This window comes from Pseudomonas sp. IPO3778, from assembly GCF_013386825.1.
GTDB lineage: Bacteria > Pseudomonadota > Gammaproteobacteria > Pseudomonadales > Pseudomonadaceae > Aquipseudomonas.
In genome coordinates this window covers 130,801-150,757 of record NZ_JACARC010000010.1, presented here as the reverse complement: position 1 = coordinate 150,757, position 19,957 = coordinate 130,801, and the positions used below count along the sequence as shown (strand labels likewise).

Below are 19,957 nucleotides of genomic sequence, written 5' to 3'. Positions count from 1 at the left end.
CCCGCTCCCACAGTTTTGAGTCGGTTCCTTCAGGATCATCTTTGGGCGGTTCACCATGTCTAAGCTTCCTACTGCAATCAACCTGCACAAAGCCTCCAAGACCCTGGGCCTCACCTACGGTCCCGACGAGGTCTATCAGCTGCCCGCCGAATTCCTGCGGGTGCACTCCCCCTCCGCCGAGGTCCAGGGCCACGGCAAACCGATCCTGCAATTCGGCAAGCTCAATGTCGGGTTGACCAAGATCGAACCCGCCGGCCAGTACGCACTGAAATTGACCTTCGACGACGGCCATGACAGCGGATTGTTCACCTGGGACTACCTCTATCAACTGGCCGTGCGTCAGGACGCGCTGTGGGCTGATTATCTTGCCGAGCTCCAGGCCGCCGGAAAAACCCGCGATCCGAGCCAATCGGTCGTCAGGCTGATGCTCTAGCTCAGGCCTTTTGCTCATTAGTGGGCATTTTCTAATTCCATCTGCTTGAATGCCCCTCTGTCGTGGCCAACGATTGGCCCGCTTGCGAAAAAAATTAAACTCGGGTAACCAATGGAACTGGCAAGTTCCCTGCATTTGACGATGCGGTATTAACGGTCACCCGAGCAGTAGTACCAGGCTGTGCTGTGTGGCAAGTAGTGGTACACAGCGGTACCCGGTACTCGTCTGTCGGACAATGGAGCGTCGTAGATGAGTAACAAGAACAACGATGACTTGAAACGCCAGGCCTCGGAAAACACCCTGGGGCTGAACCCGATCATCGCGTTACGGAAAAAGGATTTACTGGCATCCGCTCGGATGGTGCTGACCCAGGCCATCAAACAACCGTTGCACAGCGTCAAGCACGTCGCCCATTTTGGCGTCGAGTTGAAGAACGTGGTGTTCGGCAAATCACAGCTGACCCCCGAGAGCGACGACCGCCGCTTCAACGACCCGGCGTGGAGCCAGAACCCGCTCTACAAACGCTACCTGCAAACCTACCTGGCGTGGCGCAAGGAACTGCACGACTGGATCGCCGACAGCAACCTGTCGGAGCACGACATCAGCCGCGGCCACTTCGTCATCAACCTGATGACCGAGGCCATGGCGCCCACCAACAGCGCGGCCAACCCGGCGGCGGTCAAACGCTTCTTCGAGACCGGCGGCAAAAGCCTGCTGGACGGCCTGTCGCATTTGGCCAAAGACATGGTGCACAACGGCGGCATGCCGAGCCAGGTCAACATGGGCGCCTTTGAAGTGGGCAAGAGCCTGGGCACCACCGAAGGCGCCGTGGTGTTTCGCAACGACGTGCTGGAGCTGATTCAATACCGGCCGATCACCGAACAGGTGCACGAACGTCCACTGCTGGTGGTGCCGCCGCAGATCAACAAGTTCTATGTATTCGACCTGAGCCCGGACAAGAGCCTGGCGCGCTTCTGCCTGCGCAATAACCAGCAGACGTTTATCGTCAGTTGGCGCAACCCCACCAAGGCCCAGCGCGAGTGGGGCCTGTCGACCTATATCGAGGCGCTGAAAGAAGCCGTCGATGTGGTGAGCGCGATCACCGGCAGCAAAGACATCAACATGCTCGGCGCCTGCTCCGGCGGCATCACCTGCACCGCGCTGCTGGGCCACTACGCGGCGCTGGGCGAGAAGAAGGTCAACGCCCTGACCCTGCTGGTGAGCGTGCTGGACACCACCCTGGACACCCAGGTGGCGCTGTTCGTCGACGAGCAGACCCTGGAGGCGGCCAAGCGCCACTCCTACCAGGCCGGCGTGCTGGAAGGCCGCGACATGGCCAAGGTGTTTGCCTGGATGCGCCCCAATGACCTGATCTGGAATTACTGGGTCAACAACTACCTGCTGGGCAACGAGCCGCCGGTGTTCGACATTCTGTTCTGGAACAACGACACCACCCGCTTGCCGGCTGCGTTCCATGGCGACCTGATCGAACTGTTCAAGAACAACCCACTGGTGCGTGCCAATGCCCTGGAGGTATGCGGCACGCCGATCGACCTGAAGCAAGTCACCGCCGATATCTATTCCCTGGCCGGCACCAACGACCACATCACACCGTGGCAGTCCTGCTACAAGTCGGCGCAGCTGTTTGGTGGCAAGGTCGAGTTTGTGCTGTCCAGCAGCGGGCATATCCAGAGCATCCTGAACCCGCCGGGCAACCCCAAGTCGCGTTACCAGACCAGCGACTCGATGCCAGGCAAGGCCCTGGACTGGCAGGAAAATGCCACCAAGCACACCGATTCGTGGTGGCTGCACTGGCAGGCGTGGCAGGCAGAGCGGTCGGGCAAGTTGAAAAAAGCGCCGACAGCACTGGGCAATAAGGCGTACGCAGCGGCTGAGGCGGCGCCGGGCACTTACGTACACGAAAGGTAGGCTGGAACGGGATCAACTGTGGGAGCTGGCTTGCCTGCGATGGCATCAACTCGGTGTGCCAAATACACCGCAGCGTCTGCATCGCAGGCAAGCCAGCTCCCACACTGACCGTTTTCCGGCAGGGAAATGGCGCCATTTCACAGGGTACGAGCATGCCGCAACCGTTCATCTTCCGTACCATCGACCTGGATGGCCAAACCATCCGCACGGCGGTGCGCCCGGGCAAGCCTCACTTGACGCCGCTGCTGATTTTCAACGGCATCGGCGCCAACCTTGAGCTGGTGTTTCCGTTCGTCCAGGCCCTGGACCCGGACCTGGAAGTGATTGCCTTTGATGTGCCGGGCGTCGGCGGTTCGTCGACGCCCAGCCGGCCTTACCGCTTCCCTGGCCTGGCCAAGCTCACCGCACGCATGCTCGATTACCTGGACTATGGCCAGGTCAACGCGGTAGGCGTTTCCTGGGGCGGGGCACTGGCGCAGCAGTTTGCATACGACTACCCGGAGCGCTGCAAAAAGCTGATTCTCGCCGCCACGGCGGCCGGTGCCTTCATGGTGCCGGGCAAACCGAAAGTCTTATGGCTGATGGCCAGCCCCCGGCGCTATATCCAGCCGTCCCACGTGGTGCGCATTGCACCGATGATCTACGGCGGTTCCTTCCGTCGGGATTCGAAACTGGCCGCCGAACACGCCAGCAAAGTGCGTTCGGCGGGCAAGCTGGGTTACTACTGGCAACTGTTCGCCGGGCTTGGCTGGACCAGCATCCACTGGCTGCACAAGATCAAGCAGCCGACCCTGGTGCTGGCCGGCGATGACGACCCGCTGATCCCGCTGGTCAACATGCGCATGCTGGCGTGGCGCATTCCCAACGCCCAACTGCACATCATCGACGACGGTCATCTGTTCCTGATTACCCGGGCCGAGGCCGTGGCGCCGATCATCATGAAGTTCCTCCAGGAGGAACGCCTGAGGGCCGTGATTCACCCGCAACCCGCGCTTTAGACGGCGGCGGTCAGGACGACCGTGCCGCGCAACTTGGCCAGAACCGACTATGGTTCTGAATTGGCGTGCTTGTTGATGGCTTGACGAAGGAGTGTTGGCGCATGCGAGAAAGACCCGTATCGAACCCGGTGCCTACACCCGCCGCGTTCATCAATATTGAAAGTGCAATCACCGGTCTGCGCGGCCGGGATTTGTTCTCGACCCTGCGCAGCGTCGCCGCACACGGCTTGCGCAACCCGGTGCACACCGCCCGGCACGCCCTGAAGCTGGGCGGGCAATTGGGCCGCGTACTGCTCGGGGAAACGGTGCACGAGCCGAACCCGGCCGACAGCCGTTTTGCCGACCCGACCTGGCAGCTCAACCCGTTTTATCGGCGCAGCCTGCAAGCCTATTTGAGCTGGCAGAAGCAGACCCGGCACTGGATCGATGACAGCAACCTGAGCGCCGACGACCGGGCACGGGCGCACTTTGCCTTTGCCCTGCTCAACGATGCGGTGTCGCCGTCCAATACCCTGCTCAACCCACTGGCGATCAAGGAGCTGCTCAACTCCGGCGGCCACAGTGTGGTGCGTGGCGTCAGCAACCTGTTCGACGACCTGCTGCACAACAATGGCTTGCCGCGCCAGGTCACCAAGCAGGCCTTTGAAGTCGGCAAGACGGTAGCCACCACGCCCGGTTCGGTGGTGTTTCGCAATGAGCTGCTGGAGCTGATCCAGTACAAGCCCATGAGCGAAAAACAGTACGCCAAGCCCCTGCTGGTGGTGCCGCCGCAAATCAACAAGTACTACATTTTCGACCTGAGCCCGAACAACAGCTTCGTGCAGTTCGCCCTGAAAAATGGCCTGCAAGTGTTTATGGTCAGTTGGCGCAACCCGGACGTACGGCACCGGGAATGGGGCCTGTCCACCTACGTGGCAGCCCTGGAAGAAGCGCTGAACGTGTGCCGGGCAATCACCGGTGCCCGTGAGGTCAACCTGATGGGCGCCTGCGCCGGTGGCCTGACCATCGCCGCGCTGCAAGGCCATCTGCAGGCCAAGCGCCAGCTGCGCCGCGTCTCCAGCGCCAGCTACCTGGTGAGCCTGCTGGACAGCCAGATCGACAGCCCCGCCACCCTGTTCGCCGACGAGCAGACCCTGGAAGCCGCCAAACGCCGCTCATACCAACAGGGCGTGCTCGACGGCCGGGACATGGCCAAGGTATTTGCCTGGATGCGCCCCAACGACCTGATCTGGAATTACTGGATCAACAACTACCTGCTGGGCAAGGAGCCGCCGGCCTTCGACATCCTGTACTGGAACAACGACAACACCCGCCTGCCCGCCGCGCTGCATGGCGACTTGCTGGACTTCTTCAAGCACAACCCGCTGAGCCATCCCGGTGGCCTGGAGGTGTGCGGCACGCCCGTCGACTTGCAGAAAGTCACGGTGGACAGCTTCAGCGTGGGCGGGATCAACGACCACATCACGCCATGGGATGCGGTGTACCGCTCCACCCAACTGCTGGGCGGCGACAAGCGCTTCATTCTGTCCAACAGCGGGCATGTCCAGAGCATCCTCAACCCGCCGGGCAACCCCAAGGCCAACTACGTCGAGAACCTCAAGCTGAGCAGCGACCCGCGCGCCTGGTACTACGACGCCAATCACGTCGAAGGCAGTTGGTGGCCCAATTGGCTGGCGTGGATCCAGCAGCGCTCCGGCGTGCAGCGCGAAACCCTGACCGCCCTGGGCAACCAGAATTACCCACCGATGGAAGCAGCGCCGGGCACGTATGTGCGGGTCCGCTGAGCCCAACGACGATTTTAAGAAGACTGGATGAAGACCCGCGACCGTATCCTTGAATGTGCCTTGCAGTTGTTCAACCACAAGGGCGAGCCGAACGTGTCGACCATGGAGGTGGCCAATGAAATGGGGATCAGCCCGGGCAATCTCTATTACCACTTCCATGGCAAGGAGCCGCTGGTGCTCGGGCTGTTCGAGCGTTTCCAGGCCGAGTTGGCGCCGTTGCTCGACCCGCCTGAAGACGCTCAACTGGCGGCCGAGGATTACTGGCTGTTCCTGCACCTGATCGTGGAGCGCATGGCGCACTATCGGTTTCTGTTCCAGGACTTGTCGAACCTGGCGGGACGCTTGCCGAAACTGGCCAAGGGCATTCGCAACCTGCTGACGGCGCTCAAGCGCACCCTGGCCTCGTTGCTGGCCCGGCTAAAGACGGACGGGCAATTGGTCAGTGATACCCAGGCATTGGGGCAGTTGGTGGAACAGATCACCATGACCCTGCTGTTTTCCCTGGACTACCAGCGGATTCTCGACCGTGAAGGTGAGGTGCGGGTGGTGGTGTACCAGATCATGATGCTGGTGGCCCCGCATTTGCTGATGCCGGCCAGGCTGGCGACGGAGCGTTTGGCGCTGCGCTACTTGGACGACGCGGACTAAAATGTGGGAGCGGGCTTGCTCGCGAAAGCGGAGTGTCAGTCAATACATGTGTGACTGATGCACCGCTTTCGCGAGCAAGCCCGCTCCCACATTGGATTTGTGTTGTTCTGTAGATTCCATAAAAAACGCCCGACCTTCGCAGGCCGGGCGTTTTTATGTGTCCTGCAAAAATCAGGACTGACTGGTAGGCGTCGGGGTTGCCGGCGTTGCAGTCGGGGTAGCAGCAGGCGTCGGTGGCGTTACCGAGTTGGTCGCCGGCGCTGTAGTTGCAGGCTTGGCCGCTACCGCTGGCTTCGGCGCTGCTGGCTTTTTGGCTACGGCCGGCTTCTTCGCAGCAGCCGGTTTTGCAGCTGGCTTGGCCGCTACAGGTTTTGCAGCTGCAGGCTTGGCTGCGGGTTTTGCAGCAACCGGCTTGGCTGCAGGTTTCGCAGCGGCTGGCTTGGCAGCAGGTTTAGCGGCGGCGGTTTTAGCCGCTGGTTTGGCGGCTGCTTTTGCTGCCGGCTTGGCGGCGGGTTTGGCCGCAGGTTTTGCAGCAGCTTTGACGGCCACGGGTTTGGCGGCAGGCTTGGCGGCCGGTTTTGCCGCTGCGGTTTTAGCCGCAGGCTTGGCAGCCGGTTTTGCAGCAGCTTTGGCAGGCGCTTTGGCTGCTGGCTTGGCGGCCGGTTTGGCGGCGGCCTTGACCAGCGGCTTGGCTGCAGTTTTCGCGGCAGGCTTGGCAGCCGGTTTGGCCGCTGCGGTTTTAGCCGCCACTGGCGCGGCTTTAACGCCGGTGAGTTTTTCGATTTGCCGGGTCAATGTATCGACCTTGCTGTGCAGCGCTTTCACTTCAGTACGGCTAGGCACGCCCAGTCGCGAAATGGCACTGTTCAGGCGCTTGTCAAAAGCCCCTTCCAGTTCGCCCCACTTGTCGCTGATACGTGATTTGGCAGAACCGGCGGAAGCCTTTGCCGCATCGACTTGTTTACCCACTGTGCTCTTGGTCAACTTCTCGGCTTTCTCGCCGTCTTTAACCAAAGTCTCGAAGTATTTGCCGCCGTCACTGCTCACCTTCGAGTACACGCCTAAACCAGCCAGCCAGATCTTGCGGGAGTATTTTTCAACTTCCCCGATCCACGAGCTGCCTTCTTTATCAGTAGTCTTTTTAACAGCCATCCCGTTGTCTCCTTAGTGTTTACGCGCGACACGTTCGAGCAATGCCGTCAGCTCATCGAGCTTAGCAGAGAGTGTCTCCACGTCATGTTTAGACGGAATGCCGATCCGATTCAAGGCACTTCCAACACGACTGTCAAAAGCTCTTTCAACTTTGTCCAGTTGCACTTCGACTCGACCTTTGACACCGAAGACTTCGCTCTTGACTTGATCAATCTGACTGTTGGCCGCATCAAGTTGTTCAATCACAACTTTTTTGCCTTTGCTTTCAACATGTTGGCCAGTCTTAACGAGTTCCTTGAAGTACTCGGCACCCTCGCTGCCAACCTTGGCATAAGCCCCCAAACCGGCCAGCCAGATCTTGCGGGCATAGGATTTAACGTCGATCAGGGCGTTAGTTCCGGTAGCAATTTTTTTCTTCAAAATAACTTTGGCCATGGTGCACCTCACGCATAAAGGGGGGAGGAACTGCCCACAGAAGTTGAGGGCTTGGGCACAAAGTAGGCAGAAAAATTAGAATCGGCACCCTAAGAAGGTCGAAATTCAGGCCAGGGCTTTATCCAACGCCTTCTCGATTTCGGACTTGATGGTGCCACTCATGGCCGACATCAACAGACCCAGTTCGACTTCGATACGCAAGGAATCTTCAGCCACTTTCACAGTGCCTTTTACGCCCGAACGTTTGAGATTCAGTGTGTCGCCGGCCCACGAAGACTCCAGGCCATATTGATCCTTGAGTTTGCTTGCCAACTTGTCGGCTTTTTCACGGGCAGCGTCTTTGCCCAGCGTGTGGGCGCGTTCAACCTGTATACGGGCCATTTGAATGACTCCTCGTTATAGGGACTGGTCGACCCGCCATGCGGCAAAAGGTCTCGGTGACCACCTATCTTACCTTCAGCCTTGCCAAGACAAAGCATGCCTTGGGGATTAGAATGCCCCCATTCTCTTTTGGTGACAGCGATATGACTGATCAGCGCAAAGGCAGCGATGCCGAACCCACCACTCACTTCGGCTTCAAGAACGTCCCGGAAAGCCAGAAAGCGGAAAAAGTCGCCGAGGTGTTCCACTCGGTAGCCGCCAAGTACGACTTGATGAACGACGTACTGTCCGGCGGCATGCACCGCCTGTGGAAGCGCTTCACCATCGAGTTGTCGGGCGTTCGCACCGGCAACCGTGTACTGGACATCGCCGGCGGCACGGGCGACCTGGCGGCCAAGTTCTCCAAGCTGGTGGGCCCGACGGGCCAGGTGGTTTTGGCCGACATCAACGGCTCGATGCTCAAGGTCGGTCGCGATCGCCTGCTGGATAAAGGCGTGGCGGGCAATATCGAATTCGTCCAGGCCGACGCTGAAAAGCTGCCGTTCCCGGACAACCATTTCGACTGCGTGACCATCGCCTTCGGCCTGCGTAACGTGACCCACAAGGAAGACGCCCTGCGCTCGATGCTGCGCGTCCTCAAGCCGGGCGGCCGCCTGCTGGTGCTGGAGTTCTCCAAGCCGACCAACGCGCTGATGTCCAAGGTCTACGACACCTACTCGTTCGCCTTCATGCCGTTGATGGGCAAGCTGATCACCAATGACGCCGAAAGCTATCGCTACCTGGCCGAATCGATCCGCATGCACCCGAACCAGGAAACCCTGAAGTCGATGATGGTAGAAGCCGGTTTCGACCGCGTGACCTACCACAACATGACCTCCGGCATCGTCGCCCTGCACCGCGGCATCAAACCCTGATGTTGTTTGCAGGCCTTCTCGCCAGCGTTGAACACGGCCTCAACCGTGTGTTGCGCCTGGACAGCACCGCCTTGGCGCGGCTGGCGCACCTGAACGGCAAGATCATCGCCGTCGATTGCACCCGCCCGGCCTTGCAGCTGTTTATCCTGCCCAGCGATGAAGGCCTGTTGCTGGCGACCCACTGGGCCGCCGATGCCGACTGCACCTTGCGCGCTCCCGGTTCAAGCCTGCTGCGCCTGGCCCTGAGCCGGGACAAGACGGCAATCCTCCACGGCCCGGACGTGGAGCTTGAAGGCGACAGCGCCGTGCTGATGGACCTGGCCGCCGTGCTGCAAGACCTGGAACTGGATTGGGAATACGAGCTGTCCCGTTGGCTTGGCCCGGTGGCCACCCAACTGATCAGCGGTCACCTGCGCAGCCGCACGCGCTGGTACCAGCAAGGGTTCGCCAGCCTGAACCAGAACCTCGCCGAATACCTGAGCGAAGAATCGCGCACCTTGGTCGGACAACGGGAAGCGGAAGCGCGCTTTCGCGAACTCGACCAGGCCAAACTCGACCTGGAACGACTTGAGGCGCGCTTCGAGCGCCTGAGCCGCTCCCTTGATTCAAGCGATAACGCATGAAGCTGCTCGCCGTCCGCCGTTTGTTTCGTATCCAGCGCGTCGTAATCCGCTACCGCCTCGATGACCTGTTGTTTGCCCTGCCGCTGCCGTGGTTTCTCCTGGCAGTACGCTATGTGCTGCCCTGGCGCTGGTTTCCGCGCAAAACCCTCGACCTGAGCCGTGGCGCGCGCCTGCGCCTGGCATTGCAGGACCTGGGGCCGATCTTCATCAAGTTCGGGCAGATCCTCTCCACCCGTCGTGACCTGTTGCCCGAAGACATCGCCGACGAACTGATGCTGTTGCAGGACCGCGTCCCGCCGTTCGACTCGCAACTGGCGGTCACGCTGATTGAAGAGCAGCTCGGCAAGAAGATCAGCGAAGTCTTCAGCCGCTTCGACATCGCACCGCTGGCTTCGGCCTCGGTGGCCCAGGTGCACGCCGCGCAACTCAAAAGCGGCGAAGAAGTGGTGGTGAAGGTGATCCGCCCGGGCCTCAAGCCGATCATCGGCCAGGACCTGGCGTGGCTGTTCATCCTCGCCCGCGCCGCCGAACGCTTCTCGGCCGATGCACGCCTGCTGCACCCGGTGGACGTGGTGCTGGACTACGAAAAAACCATCTACGACGAACTCGACCTGCTGCGCGAAGCGGCCAACGCCAGCCAGCTCAAGCGCAACTTCGAAGGCTCGCCGTTGCTGTACGTGCCGCAAGTCTATTGGGACTGGTGCCGCCCGAAAGTGCTGGTGATGGAGCGCATCTACGGCGTACAGGTCACCGACCTCGCGACCCTGGCCGACCAGCGCACCGACATGAAAATGCTCGCCGAGCGCGGCGTGGAGATTTTCTTCACCCAGGTGTTCCGCGACAGCTTCTTCCACGCCGACATGCACCCCGGCAACATCTTCGTCAGCACCGTGAACCCGTGGAGCCCGCAGTACATTGCGATCGACTGCGGCATCGTCGGCAGCCTGACCCCGGAAGACCAGGATTACCTGGCGCGCAACCTGTTCGCCTTCTTCAAGCGCGACTACCGCCGCGTGGCGCAGTTGCACATTGATTCGGGCTGGGTGCCGGCAGAAACCAAGCTCAACGAATTCGAAGCGGCGATCCGCACCGTGTGCGAACCGATCTTTGAAAAACCGTTAAAAGATATTTCCTTCGGTCAGGTGCTGATGCGCCTGTTCCAGACGGCGCGGCGCTTCAATATGGAAGTGCAACCGCAGTTGGTGCTGTTGCAAAAGACCCTGCTGAACATCGAAGGCCTGGGCCGCCAGCTGTACCCCGACCTGGACCTGTGGAACACCGCCCAGCCGTTCCTCGAACGCTGGATGCGTGACCGCGTCAGCCCGAAAACCTTGCTGGGCAACCTGCAAAGCCAGGTCGAGCAACTGCCGCACCTGGCCAACATGACCCGCGACCTGCTGGAGCGTATGTCCCAGCCCCATGCCAAGGACCCAGCACCGCCGTGGCACAAGCGCAAGGATGACTGGTTCCTGCGCCTGCTGGGCGCTGCGCACCTGGTGGGCGGTACGATACTGGCCGCCGGCGGGCCGCTGAATGAACTGGGCCACTGGCCGGCTGGCATCATGGTCGCCGTGGGCGTGTATCTGATCGTGCGTCGATAGCCAATCCGGTTATACACTGTCGTAAATTGCCGAGGCTGACCGGGCCCGGTTGTCGGAGTCGAAGATGAAAGACTGGCTGGACGAGATCAAGTGGGACAGTGACGGCCTGGTGCCGGCCATTGCCCAGGACTACAAGACCGGGCGCGTGCTGATGATGGCCTGGATGAACCGCGAGGCCCTGAGCCTGACCGCCGCCGAGAACCGGGCCATTTACTGGTCACGTTCCCGTGGCAAACTGTGGCGCAAGGGCGAAGAGTCCGGGCACGTGCAAACCCTGCACGAGATGCGCATCGACTGCGACGCCGATGTGGTGATCCTCAAGGTCGAGCAGATCGGCGATATCGCCTGTCACACCGGCCGTCACAGCTGCTTCTATCGTGTGTTTGAAAACGGCGAGTGGAAGACCGTCGAGCCCGTGCTCAAAGATCCGCACGCTATCTATTCGGCAGGACACTGAACATGAGCGATACCCTCAACCGTGTGGCCCAGGTGCTGGAAGACCGCAAAGGCGCGGACGCCGACAGCTCCTATGTCGCCAGCCTGTACCACAAGGGTCTGAACAAGATTCTGGAGAAGCTCGGCGAGGAATCCGTCGAGACGATTATTGCTGCCAAGGACGCGCAAATCAGCGGCGACTGCAGCGACGTGATCTACGAAACTGCCGACTTGTGGTTCCACAGTCTGGTCATGCTCGCCCAACTGGGGCAGCATCCACAGGCAGTGCTTGATGAACTGGACCGTCGCTTCGGCTTGTCCGGGCACGCCGAAAAGGCCTCGCGCCCGTCCGCTTGACCAACTATTACAGAGGAATTGCAGCATGGGCATTTTTGACTGGAAACACTGGATCGTCATTCTTGTGGTCGTTGTGCTGGTGTTCGGCACCAAGAAACTGAAAAACCTCGGCACCGACGTCGGCGAATCGATCAAAGGCTTTCGCAAGGCCATGAACGACGACGAGAAGCCTGCCGACCCTGCCGCCAACCCGGTTCCACCAGTGCAGCCCGTGCACCCTCAGGCCGCTCAGCCGATCACTGAACGTCGCACCTTCGACGTGCAGGCCGAGCACGTCAAAGAGCAGAACCAAAAAGACTCGTGAGTACTGACTAATGTTTGGTATCAGCTTCTCTGAACTGCTGCTCGTCGGCCTCGTGGCCCTGCTGGTACTGGGGCCGGAACGCCTGCCCGGTGCCGCGCGCACGGCCGGCCTGTGGATCGGGCGCCTGAAACGCAGTTTCAACGCCATCAAACAGGAAGTTGAACGGGAAATCGGCGCCGACGAGATTCGCCGGCAACTGCACAACGAGCACATTCTGTCGTTGGAGCAGGAGACCAGGAAAATGTTCTCGCCTGTGCAGGAAAACCCTGCGCCGGTTGAGCCTGTGGCCGAACACTCGATTGCGCCGCCCGCGGCAACAGCGCCTGCACCGGTCGCTGAACCCGTGCCCGCCGCCGAGCCCGCGCCCGCCGCCCCCGTGACCCCGACCGAACCCGCGCCGACGCCTGCCGTGTCGCCCGCGCCCCACGACCCTACATTGCCGCCGCGAGCCCCATGAGCGCTGATAAACCGGAAACCGACCAGCACATGCCACTGGTCTCGCACCTCACCGAGTTGCGCACCCGCCTGCTGCGTTGTGTCGCGGCGATCTTCGTGATTTTTGCCGGGCTGTTTGCCTTTACCCAGCAGATCTACACCTTCGTCTCCATACCGCTGCGCAATTACTTGCCGGCCGGTGCGACGATGATCGCCACCGACGTGTCGTCGCCGTTCCTCACGCCGTTGAAGCTGACGATGATGGTGTCGCTGTTCCTGGCGATCCCGGTGATCCTGCATCAGATCTGGGGCTTTATCGCACCGGGCCTGTACAAGCATGAAAAGCGCATCGCCGTGCCGCTGCTGGTGTCGAGCATCCTGCTGTTCTACACCGGCATGGCCTTCGCCTACTTCCTGGTGTTCCCGCTGATCTTCAAGTTCTTCGCCGCCGCCACCCCGGCCGGCGTGGAGATGATGACCGACATCACCAGCTACCTCGACTTCGTGATGACCTTGTTCTTCGCCTTTGGCGTAGCCTTCGAAATCCCGGTGGCCGTGGTGTTGCTGGTGTGGATCGGCGTGGTCGATGTCAAATACCTGAAGAAGATCCGCCCGTACGTGGTCATCGGCTGCTTTGTGGTCGGCATGATCCTGACGCCGCCGGACATCTTCTCCCAGACCCTGCTGGCCGTGCCGATGTGGATGCTGTTCGAAATCGGCATCCTGTTTGGCAGCCTGGTGAGCAAGCGTGGCGATCACCCGGATGACCAACCCGCCGACGACGACCAGCCGCCAGCGACCCAGCCGTGAACCTGCTGCTGCTTGAGGAGGCCGACTTTATCGCGGCCGACCGGGTGGTGCTGCGTGATCGGCGCCTGGTGCACATGCAGGAAGTCCACCGTGCCGCAGTAGGCGACAGCCTGCGGGTCGGCCGGATTGGCGGTTTGATGGGCAATGCGCAATTGCTGCGCCTGGAAGCCCGGGAAGCCGAGTTGCAAGTGACCTTCGACCAGCCGCCGCCGGCCAAGCTGCCACTGACCTTGCTGCTGGCCCTGCCACGCCCGAAAATGCTGCGCCGAGTGCTGCAAACCGTGGCGTCCATGGGTGTGCCACGGGTGGTGCTGGTGAACAGCTATCGGGTGGAAAAAAGCTTCTGGCAGACGCCATTCCTGGAGCCCGAAGCCCTCCGCGAACAACTGATCCTCGGCCTGGAACAGGCGCGGGACACCGTGCTGCCCGAAATCGTTATCGAAAAGCGCTTCAAACCGTTCGTCGAAGACCGCCTGCCCGCCCTGACCCAAGGCACCCTCGGCCTGATTGGCCACCCCGGCGACTATCCGCCCTGCCCCCGTGGCCTGGATGAGCCTGTCACGCTGGCCATCGGCCCGGAAGGCGGCTGGATACCCTACGAAGTGGACCTGCTGGCCAAGGCCGGTTTGCAGCCGGTGCAACTGGGGGCCCGCATCCTGAGGGTAGAAACCGCCGTCACCGCGCTGCTCGCTCGCCTGTTCTGACACCCCCCTCTCCTGTAGGAGCGAGCTTGCTCGCGAAAGACTCAAGGACAGCGCGCTCATCCAGAATGCCCGCGTTATCGTTGACGACCTTCGCGAGCAAGCTCGCTCCTACAGAAAGATCCGAATCTGCCGATAGCTTCTGAATAAGTCCAAGCCTTGTTCCAGGGGAGTTCGCAGCATGTATCGTTGGTTAGCCGAGAAATTGGGGAATGTGAGCGTCAACCGCAAGCTGGGCATAGGCTTCGGCCTGGTCTTGATACTGACCCTACTCATCACGTTTACCGGCTGGACAGGCCTGAGCGGCGTGATCAGCCGCGGCGACAAGCTGGGTTATATTTCCAGCCTCAACGGGCTGACCAAAGACCTGCGCCTGGCGCGCATGGACTTCGAAATGCGCCGTGGCGAACAAGGCACGGGCGCGGTCAACGACCTGATCACACAACTGGACGCCGGCCTGAAAACCGCCGCAGACCTGATCGAACAACCCGACGACAAGCTCGTGGTAGAACAACAACAGGAAGCCTTGAGCCAATACAAAAAAGCCTTCGCCTCTATGGTCATGGCCGGCCTCAAGCGTGAGGGCGCCCGCAGCAAACTGGGGGATACCGCCGACAACGCCGTCGCAAAAATCAACGAAGTGGAAAAATCCCTGCTGCAGGGCGACAGCGTCACCCTGTTCAACAGCGTGGTCGACTTGAGCAAACTGATCCAGCAGGCACGCTTCCAGGTGCGCGGTTACACCTACAGCGCCAAGGCCGAAGCCGAACAGCCAGCCCTGGACGCCATCGACAACGCCCTGAAGAAAATCACCGCCCTGAACGACACGCTGCCCGAGCAATACCGGGCCAACCTGGAGGAAGCCAGCGTCTCGCTGCAGGCCTACCGTGCCGCCGTCAGCCAGTACCGCGACTCCCAGGTTTCGGCCGCCGCCGCGATGAAAGGCATGGCAGACCAAGGCGAAATCCTGCTCGACAGCAGTAATAAACTGACCACCTCGCAAACCGTGGTACGCGACACCGACACCGCCCATGCCAAGAACCTGTTGCTGCTGGCCACCGCCCTGGCGCTGGCCTTCGGCATCGTCGCGGCCTGGGCCATTACCCGCCAGATCGTCATTCCACTGAACCAGACCCTCAAAGTGGCGGAACGGGTAGCTGCAGGCGACCTCAGCCACAACCTGATCTCGGAACGCCGCGACGAACTGGGCCAGCTGCAACGGTCGATGCAGAGCATGACCGTGGGCCTGCGGGAACTGATCGGCGGTATCAGCGACGGCGTGACCCAGATCGCCAGCGCCGCCGAACAACTGTCGGCCGTCACCGAACAGACCAGCGCCGGGGTCAACAGCCAGAAGGTCGAGACCGATCAGGTGGCCACCGCCATGAACGAAATGGCGGCCACCGTGCAGGAAGTCGCACGTAACGCCGAAGAAGCCTCCGAGGCCGCCGTAGCCGCCGACCAGCAGGCCCGTGAGGGCGATAAGGTGGTCGGTGAGGCCATCGCCCAGATCGAGCGCCTGGCCAGCGAGGTAGGCAACTCCACCGAAGCCATGGGCCATCTCAAGCGCGAGAGCGACAAGATTGGCAGTGTGCTCGACGTGATCAAGTCGGTGGCCCAGCAGACCAACCTGCTGGCCCTCAACGCAGCGATTGAAGCCGCGCGCGCCGGTGAAGCCGGGCGCGGGTTTGCGGTGGTCGCCGACGAAGTACGCAGCCTGGCCCAGCGCACCCAGAAGTCCACCGAGGAAATCGAAGAGCTGATCGTCGGCCTGCAAAGCGGCACCCAGCAGGTGGCGACCATCATGGACAACAGCCGCAACCTCACTGACAGCAGCGTCGAGCTGACCCGCCGGGCCGGCAACGCCCTGGAAAACATCACCCGCACCGTTTCGACGATCCAGGCGATGAACCAGCAGATCGCCACCGCTGCCGAGCAACAAAGCGCCGTGGCCGAAGAGATCAACCGCAGCGTGCTCAACGTGCGGGACGTTTCCGAACAGACCTCGGCGGCCAGCGAAGAAACAGCGGCCTCCAGTGCTGAACTGGCACGCCTGGGGATTTACCTGCAAACCCTGGTAGGCCGCTTCAAGGTCTGACCCTGTCGCGGCGGCCATCAGGACGCCGCCACGACAACTTGTGAAATTTCCTACGCGCTTTTCAGGTCGTGGATTACACACCTGGCGCCGAATAAAAGTAGCGTTTCAACTCCCCTGGCCGTTGTCAGCCGGACGCTTGAAACGCTCCTTTTGATTCGTTGGAGGTTCACCATGTTTCGTCCACTGACCCGCGCATTAGGCAATATCAGCGTCACCCTCAAACTCTGCCTTGGCTTTGGCCTGGTACTGGCGTTGAGCCTGGCCATCGCCCTGACCGGCTGGCAGGCATTGAACGCCTCGCTTCAACGCTCGGAAATCCTCAACGCCTTGTCCCAGCTGTCCGCGGGCACAGAGCAACTGCGGGCCGACCGCATTGTGTACAGGGTGATGAGCGATGAGGCCAGCCTGGGCAACGTCACCCTGCAAACGGAAAAAATCGATCGCCTCCTGAGCAATCTCACAAGCCTGTTGCAAGACCCGACGGATCGGCCACAGGCAGAGGAGTCTGATCGGCTGATCGCTGACTTCAAGGCCGCTCTGCGAAACCTGCCCCGGCTGGTCGAGCAACGGGAGAACGCGCGCGCCGATCTCAAACACAGCGTGGTCAAGGTCAGCGACACACTTGCGCAAGTGGCCAGCGACCTGCCCGACCAGGAAGACCAGAACGCCCTCGATGCCGTAGAAGACTTGCGCCTGGCCGTGACCCAGGCTGACGACCGCGCTCAAAGCCCCGCGTGGGTACCCGAGTCGCCCAGGCATTACGCCGATGCCGTCGTCGAAGGCCTCAAGGCACTCGATACCGCCCAAACAGCGGTGGCGAAACGACTCGCCGACTCGACCCTGCTCAACGCCGACTTGCTCGACTACGGCGTGCGGATCACCCGACTCAAGGACGCCCAACTCAATACCGAAACCGTGCAAAACCAACTTGAGCAGCAACTGAACCAGTTGCTTGAACAGCGTGACCTGCTGAGCCAGGGGCAAACCCTCAAGCGCGATCAAGAAGCCGCTCGCACCCGCACTCTGCTCTTGAGCGTGACAGCTGCCGCGTTGTTACTCGGCGCCCTGGCGGCCTGGTTGATTGCCGGGCAAATCGTTGCCCCACTGCGCCTGACCCTGCTGACCGCCAACCGGATTGCCGAGGGCGACCTGAGCCACGATATCAACACCACGCGCCAGGACGAACTAGGGCAGTTGCAGCGCAGCATCGGGCAGATGACCGTCAACCTGCGGGGCCTGATTGGCGGCATCGGCGACAGCGCCCGGCAGATCGCCAGTGCTGCCGAGCAATTGTCCAGCGTGACCGAACAGACCCGCGCCGGGGTCGACGGCCAGAAACAGGAAACCGAGCAGGTGGCCACCGCCATGAACGAAATGCTCGCCACCTCCCAGGAAGTCGCACGCCATGCCGAGCAAGCCTCATTGGCCGCCACCGAGGCCGATCAGCAGGCAAGCCAGGGCGATCAGGTGGTGGCGGAGGCGATTGCTCACATCGAGCACCTGGCCCAGGAGATGGCCCGTTCCAGCCAGGCGATGCAAGGGCTGCAACAGGAAAGCCGGAAGATCGGCAGCGTCCTGGAGGTGATCAAGTCGGTGTCGGAACAGACCAATTTATTGGCCCTCAACGCCGCGATCGAAGCGGCGCGCGCTGGCGAGGCGGGCCGAGGGTTTGCCGTGGTCGCCGATGAAGTGCGCAGCCTGGCGCAGCGCACCCAGCAATCGGCCGAGGAAATCGAGGAACTGATCAGCGGCTTGCACCGGGGCACCCAGCAGGTCGCAGACATCATGGACAACAGCCGCAGCCTCACCGACAGCAGCGTGCAACTGACGCGGCGGGCGGGCGATGCACTGGCCGGTATCACCCGTACCGTGTCAGTGATTCAGGAGATGAACCCGCAGATTGCTGCCGCCGCCGAGGAACAAACGGCGGTGGCAGAGGAGATCAACCGCAGCGTGCTGAAGGTCAAGGACGTGTCGGAACAAACCTCGGCCGCGAGTCAGGAAACTGCGGCGGCCAGCGTCGAACTGGCGCGCCTGGGCGCGGATTTGCAGGTGTGGGTGGGCAAGTTCAAGGTCTGAAAAAAACCACGACCAACGCTAACCTGTGGCGAGGGAGCTTGCTCCCGTTGGAGTGCGCAGCGCTCCTATCTTTTTTTGGGGTCGCTACGCGGCCCAGCGGAAGCAAGCTCCCTCGCCACAAGAAGCGTTTTATAGCACCTGACGCAAAAAGGCCTGGGCCCGGGGATCCTTCGGCGCATCGAAGAATTGCGCCGGAGCGGCGTCTTCCAGCAGTTTGCCGTGATCGAAAAACAGCACCCGATCGGCCACTTCCCGGGCAAAGCCCATTTCATGGGTGACGCAGACCATGGTCATGCCTTCCAGGGCCAGGGTCTTCATCACGTCGAGCACTTCGCCGACCATTTCCGGGTCCAGCGCCGAGGTGGGCTCGTCAAACAGCATCACCTTGGGCTCCATCGCCAGGGCGCGGGCAATCGCCACACGCTGCTGCTGGCCACCGGAAAGCCGCGACGGGAACTCGTTGGCTTTCTGGGCGATGCCGACTTTTTCGAGGAGTGCCAGGGCCTTGGCCTCGCGCTCTTTCTTGCCGCGCTTGCGCACGACTTTTTGCGCCAGGCAGAGGTTTTCCAGTACGGTCATGTGGGGGAACAGGTTGAAGTGCTGGAACACCATGCCGACTTCACGGCGGTAGGCGTTCACGTCGGTCTTCGGGTCTGCCAGTTGCAGGCCGTCGATGCTCACCGAGCCCGAATCGAATGCTTCCAGGCCGTTGAGGCAACGCAGGAACGTCGACTTGCCGGAACCGGACGGGCCAATCACCACCAGCACTTCACCCCTGGCCACCTGGGTGGTCACGTTATCCACCGCGCGGACCACGTGGCCACGGGTGTCGAAGACTTTTACCAGATCGCGGACTTCAATCACTTTGCGCGAGCCTCCGCTCAAGCCGGCTGGCGATTTTCGACAGCGGCAGGTTGATCAGCAGGTACAGGCCTGCGACGCAGAACAGGATTTCAAACGGTGAGAACGAGGTGGTGATGACCTCGCGACCACTTTTGAGCAGCTCGGTAATCGCGATCACCGACACCAGCGACGTGTCCTTCACCAGGCTGATAAATTGCCCGGCCAGCGGTGGCAGCACGCGCTTGAGGGCTTGTGGCAACACCACATGGCGCATCGACTGGCCAGCACTGAGCCCGAGGGAGCGTGCCGCTTCGTTTTGCCCACGGGCAATCGACTGCACGCCGGCGCGAATAATTTCGGCCACGTAGGCGCCGGTAAACAGCGACAGGGCGGCGATCCCGGCGAATTCCCGGGACAGGTTGAGCACCGTGCCGATAAAGAAATAGAAAATGAAGATTTGCACCAAAAGCGGTGTGCCGCGTACCAGTTCGACGTATATCGTCGACAGATCGCGCAAAGTCGGGTTGTTCGACAGACGACACAACCCGGTGGCGAGGCCGATCAACAGCCCGAGCACCCCGGACACCACCGACAACCACAACGTGGTCCACAAGCCCCACAGCAACGGGCCAGCGGCCCAATGGCGCGTAACGCCGACCACATCGCCCTCGGCCACGTCATCGCCCCTGGCCACTTGCAGGCTGTTCTCGGCCACGGTCAGGTGCTGTTCCTTGCCCTCGTCGTTGCGCAGGGTCACTTCAGCCACATCGCCTTTGCGCACCAACTCGCTGACGATGGAAATGTCCGACGCCCGCTGGGACTCTTCGGCCTGGTAGACGAAGTACTGCGGCACGCGGTTCCAGCGCCATTCATAGGACATCAGCGAGGTGGCGTAATACAACGCGCCAGCCAGGCCGACCAGCACCAGCACCGTCAGCAGGTGCCAGGGCCATTGGGCTTTTTTCTGTTTCATTACTCAATCCATCAAGGTAGGGGA

21 protein-coding genes and 1 pseudogene are annotated in these 19,957 nt (G+C 61.3%); 17 read left to right on the top strand and 5 right to left on the bottom strand.

Annotated elements, in window-relative coordinates; all coding sequences use genetic code 11:
* Nucleotides 1-55: 55 nt before the first annotated feature.
* The 5 genes from HX855_RS03200 (at nt 56) to HX855_RS03180 (ending at nt 5,792) form a co-directional block, all read left to right on the top strand.
* A complete protein-coding gene (locus tag HX855_RS03200; RefSeq protein WP_177088686.1) occupies nt 56-433 on the top strand; it encodes a gamma-butyrobetaine hydroxylase-like domain-containing protein in 378 nt (125 codons plus the stop codon).
* A 249-nt stretch (nt 434-682) separates the two neighbouring features.
* Nucleotides 683-2,362: a class II poly(R)-hydroxyalkanoic acid synthase gene (phaC, locus tag HX855_RS03195; protein WP_177088687.1), complete on the top strand. Its 1,680-nt coding sequence runs from the start codon at nt 683-685 to the stop codon at nt 2,360-2,362.
* Between the two features lie 152 nt (nt 2,363-2,514).
* Complete coding sequence (gene phaZ / locus HX855_RS03190) at nt 2,515-3,360, top strand: poly(3-hydroxyalkanoate) depolymerase (RefSeq protein WP_177088688.1); 846 nt, start codon at nt 2,515-2,517, stop codon at nt 3,358-3,360.
* Between the two features lie 101 nt (nt 3,361-3,461).
* Complete coding sequence (phaC, locus tag HX855_RS03185; protein WP_177088689.1) at nt 3,462-5,144, top strand: class II poly(R)-hydroxyalkanoic acid synthase; 1,683 nt, start codon at nt 3,462-3,464, stop codon at nt 5,142-5,144.
* Between the two features lie 27 nt (nt 5,145-5,171).
* Nucleotides 5,172-5,792, top strand: coding sequence for a TetR/AcrR family transcriptional regulator (locus HX855_RS03180; RefSeq protein ID WP_169386563.1), 621 nt, complete (start codon nt 5,172-5,174; stop codon nt 5,790-5,792).
* A 171-nt stretch (nt 5,793-5,963) separates the two neighbouring features.
* Here HX855_RS03180 and HX855_RS03175 read toward each other — a convergent pair whose 3' ends face one another.
* The 3 genes from HX855_RS03175 to HX855_RS03165 form a co-directional block, all read right to left on the bottom strand.
* Entirely contained in the window at nt 5,964-6,944 is a 981-nt protein-coding gene (locus HX855_RS03175; protein WP_177088690.1) for a phasin family protein, read from the bottom strand.
* 12 nt (nt 6,945-6,956) lie between these two features.
* Nucleotides 6,957-7,379, bottom strand: a complete 423-nt coding sequence (locus tag HX855_RS03170; protein WP_177088691.1) for a phasin family protein — start codon at nt 7,377-7,379, stop codon at nt 6,957-6,959.
* Nucleotides 7,380-7,484: 105 nt separating this feature from the next.
* Nucleotides 7,485-7,760, bottom strand: coding sequence for a polyhydroxyalkanoic acid system family protein (locus HX855_RS03165; RefSeq protein WP_017478217.1), 276 nt, complete (start codon nt 7,758-7,760; stop codon nt 7,485-7,487).
* 143 nt (nt 7,761-7,903) lie between these two features.
* On the opposite strand from HX855_RS03165, the gene ubiE reads away from it, so the two are divergent.
* The 12 genes and pseudogenes from ubiE (at nt 7,904) to HX855_RS03110 (ending at nt 18,117) form a co-directional block, all read left to right on the top strand.
* Complete coding sequence (ubiE, locus tag HX855_RS03160; RefSeq protein ID WP_003209306.1) at nt 7,904-8,674, top strand: bifunctional demethylmenaquinone methyltransferase/2-methoxy-6-polyprenyl-1,4-benzoquinol methylase UbiE; 771 nt, start codon at nt 7,904-7,906, stop codon at nt 8,672-8,674.
* Nucleotides 8,674-9,297, top strand: a complete 624-nt coding sequence (locus HX855_RS03155) for an SCP2 domain-containing protein (RefSeq protein WP_177088692.1) — start codon at nt 8,674-8,676, stop codon at nt 9,295-9,297. The genes ubiE and HX855_RS03155 overlap by 1 nt, the downstream gene beginning before the upstream one ends.
* A complete protein-coding gene (gene ubiB, locus HX855_RS03150; protein ID WP_177041091.1) occupies nt 9,294-10,898 on the top strand; it encodes a ubiquinone biosynthesis regulatory protein kinase UbiB in 1,605 nt (534 codons plus the stop codon). Before HX855_RS03155 ends, ubiB begins: the two co-directional genes overlap by 4 nt.
* 64 nt (nt 10,899-10,962) lie before the next feature.
* The gene (gene hisI, locus HX855_RS03145; protein WP_010169173.1) at nt 10,963-11,355 is read left to right on the top strand and encodes a phosphoribosyl-AMP cyclohydrolase; all 393 of its coding nucleotides are present in this window, start codon (nt 10,963-10,965) and stop codon (nt 11,353-11,355) included.
* 2 nt (nt 11,356-11,357) lie between these two features.
* Entirely contained in the window at nt 11,358-11,690 is a 333-nt protein-coding gene (locus HX855_RS03140; RefSeq protein ID WP_003209299.1) for a phosphoribosyl-ATP diphosphatase, read from the top strand.
* 25 nt (nt 11,691-11,715) lie between these two features.
* Nucleotides 11,716-11,994, top strand: a complete 279-nt coding sequence (locus HX855_RS03135) for a twin-arginine translocase TatA/TatE family subunit (protein WP_177088693.1) — start codon at nt 11,716-11,718, stop codon at nt 11,992-11,994.
* A 10-nt stretch (nt 11,995-12,004) separates the two neighbouring features.
* Nucleotides 12,005-12,451 carry a Sec-independent protein translocase protein TatB gene (gene tatB / locus HX855_RS03130; RefSeq protein WP_177088694.1) on the top strand — a complete coding sequence of 149 codons (447 nt, stop codon included), beginning with the start codon at nt 12,005-12,007 and terminating at the stop codon, nt 12,449-12,451.
* Nucleotides 12,448-13,239, top strand: a complete 792-nt coding sequence (gene tatC / locus HX855_RS03125) for a twin-arginine translocase subunit TatC (RefSeq protein WP_177088695.1) — start codon at nt 12,448-12,450, stop codon at nt 13,237-13,239. The genes tatB and tatC overlap by 4 nt, the downstream gene beginning before the upstream one ends.
* Entirely contained in the window at nt 13,236-13,943 is a 708-nt protein-coding gene (locus tag HX855_RS03120) for a 16S rRNA (uracil(1498)-N(3))-methyltransferase (protein WP_177088696.1), read from the top strand. Before tatC ends, HX855_RS03120 begins: the two co-directional genes overlap by 4 nt.
* A gap of 178 nt (nt 13,944-14,121) precedes the next feature.
* A pseudogene (locus HX855_RS33765) lies at nt 14,122-15,180 on the top strand (methyl-accepting chemotaxis protein); the annotation flags it as partial.
* Nucleotides 15,166-16,038, top strand: coding sequence for a methyl-accepting chemotaxis protein (locus HX855_RS33760; protein ID WP_371317246.1), 873 nt, complete (start codon nt 15,166-15,168; stop codon nt 16,036-16,038). The pseudogene HX855_RS33765 and the gene HX855_RS33760, both read left to right, overlap by 15 nt.
* A gap of 171 nt (nt 16,039-16,209) precedes the next feature.
* Complete coding sequence (locus tag HX855_RS03110) at nt 16,210-18,117, top strand: methyl-accepting chemotaxis protein (protein ID WP_177088698.1); 1,908 nt, start codon at nt 16,210-16,212, stop codon at nt 18,115-18,117.
* A gap of 129 nt (nt 18,118-18,246) precedes the next feature.
* On the opposite strand, the gene HX855_RS03105 is transcribed toward HX855_RS03110, so the two are convergent.
* Both HX855_RS03105 and HX855_RS03100 read right to left on the bottom strand, forming a co-directional pair.
* Nucleotides 18,247-18,981, bottom strand: coding sequence for an amino acid ABC transporter ATP-binding protein (locus tag HX855_RS03105; RefSeq protein ID WP_177088699.1), 735 nt, complete (start codon nt 18,979-18,981; stop codon nt 18,247-18,249).
* Entirely contained in the window at nt 18,974-19,933 is a 960-nt protein-coding gene (locus HX855_RS03100; RefSeq protein ID WP_177088700.1) for an amino acid ABC transporter permease, read from the bottom strand. The genes HX855_RS03105 and HX855_RS03100 overlap by 8 nt, the downstream gene beginning before the upstream one ends.
* Nucleotides 19,934-19,957: the final 24 nt, after the last annotated feature.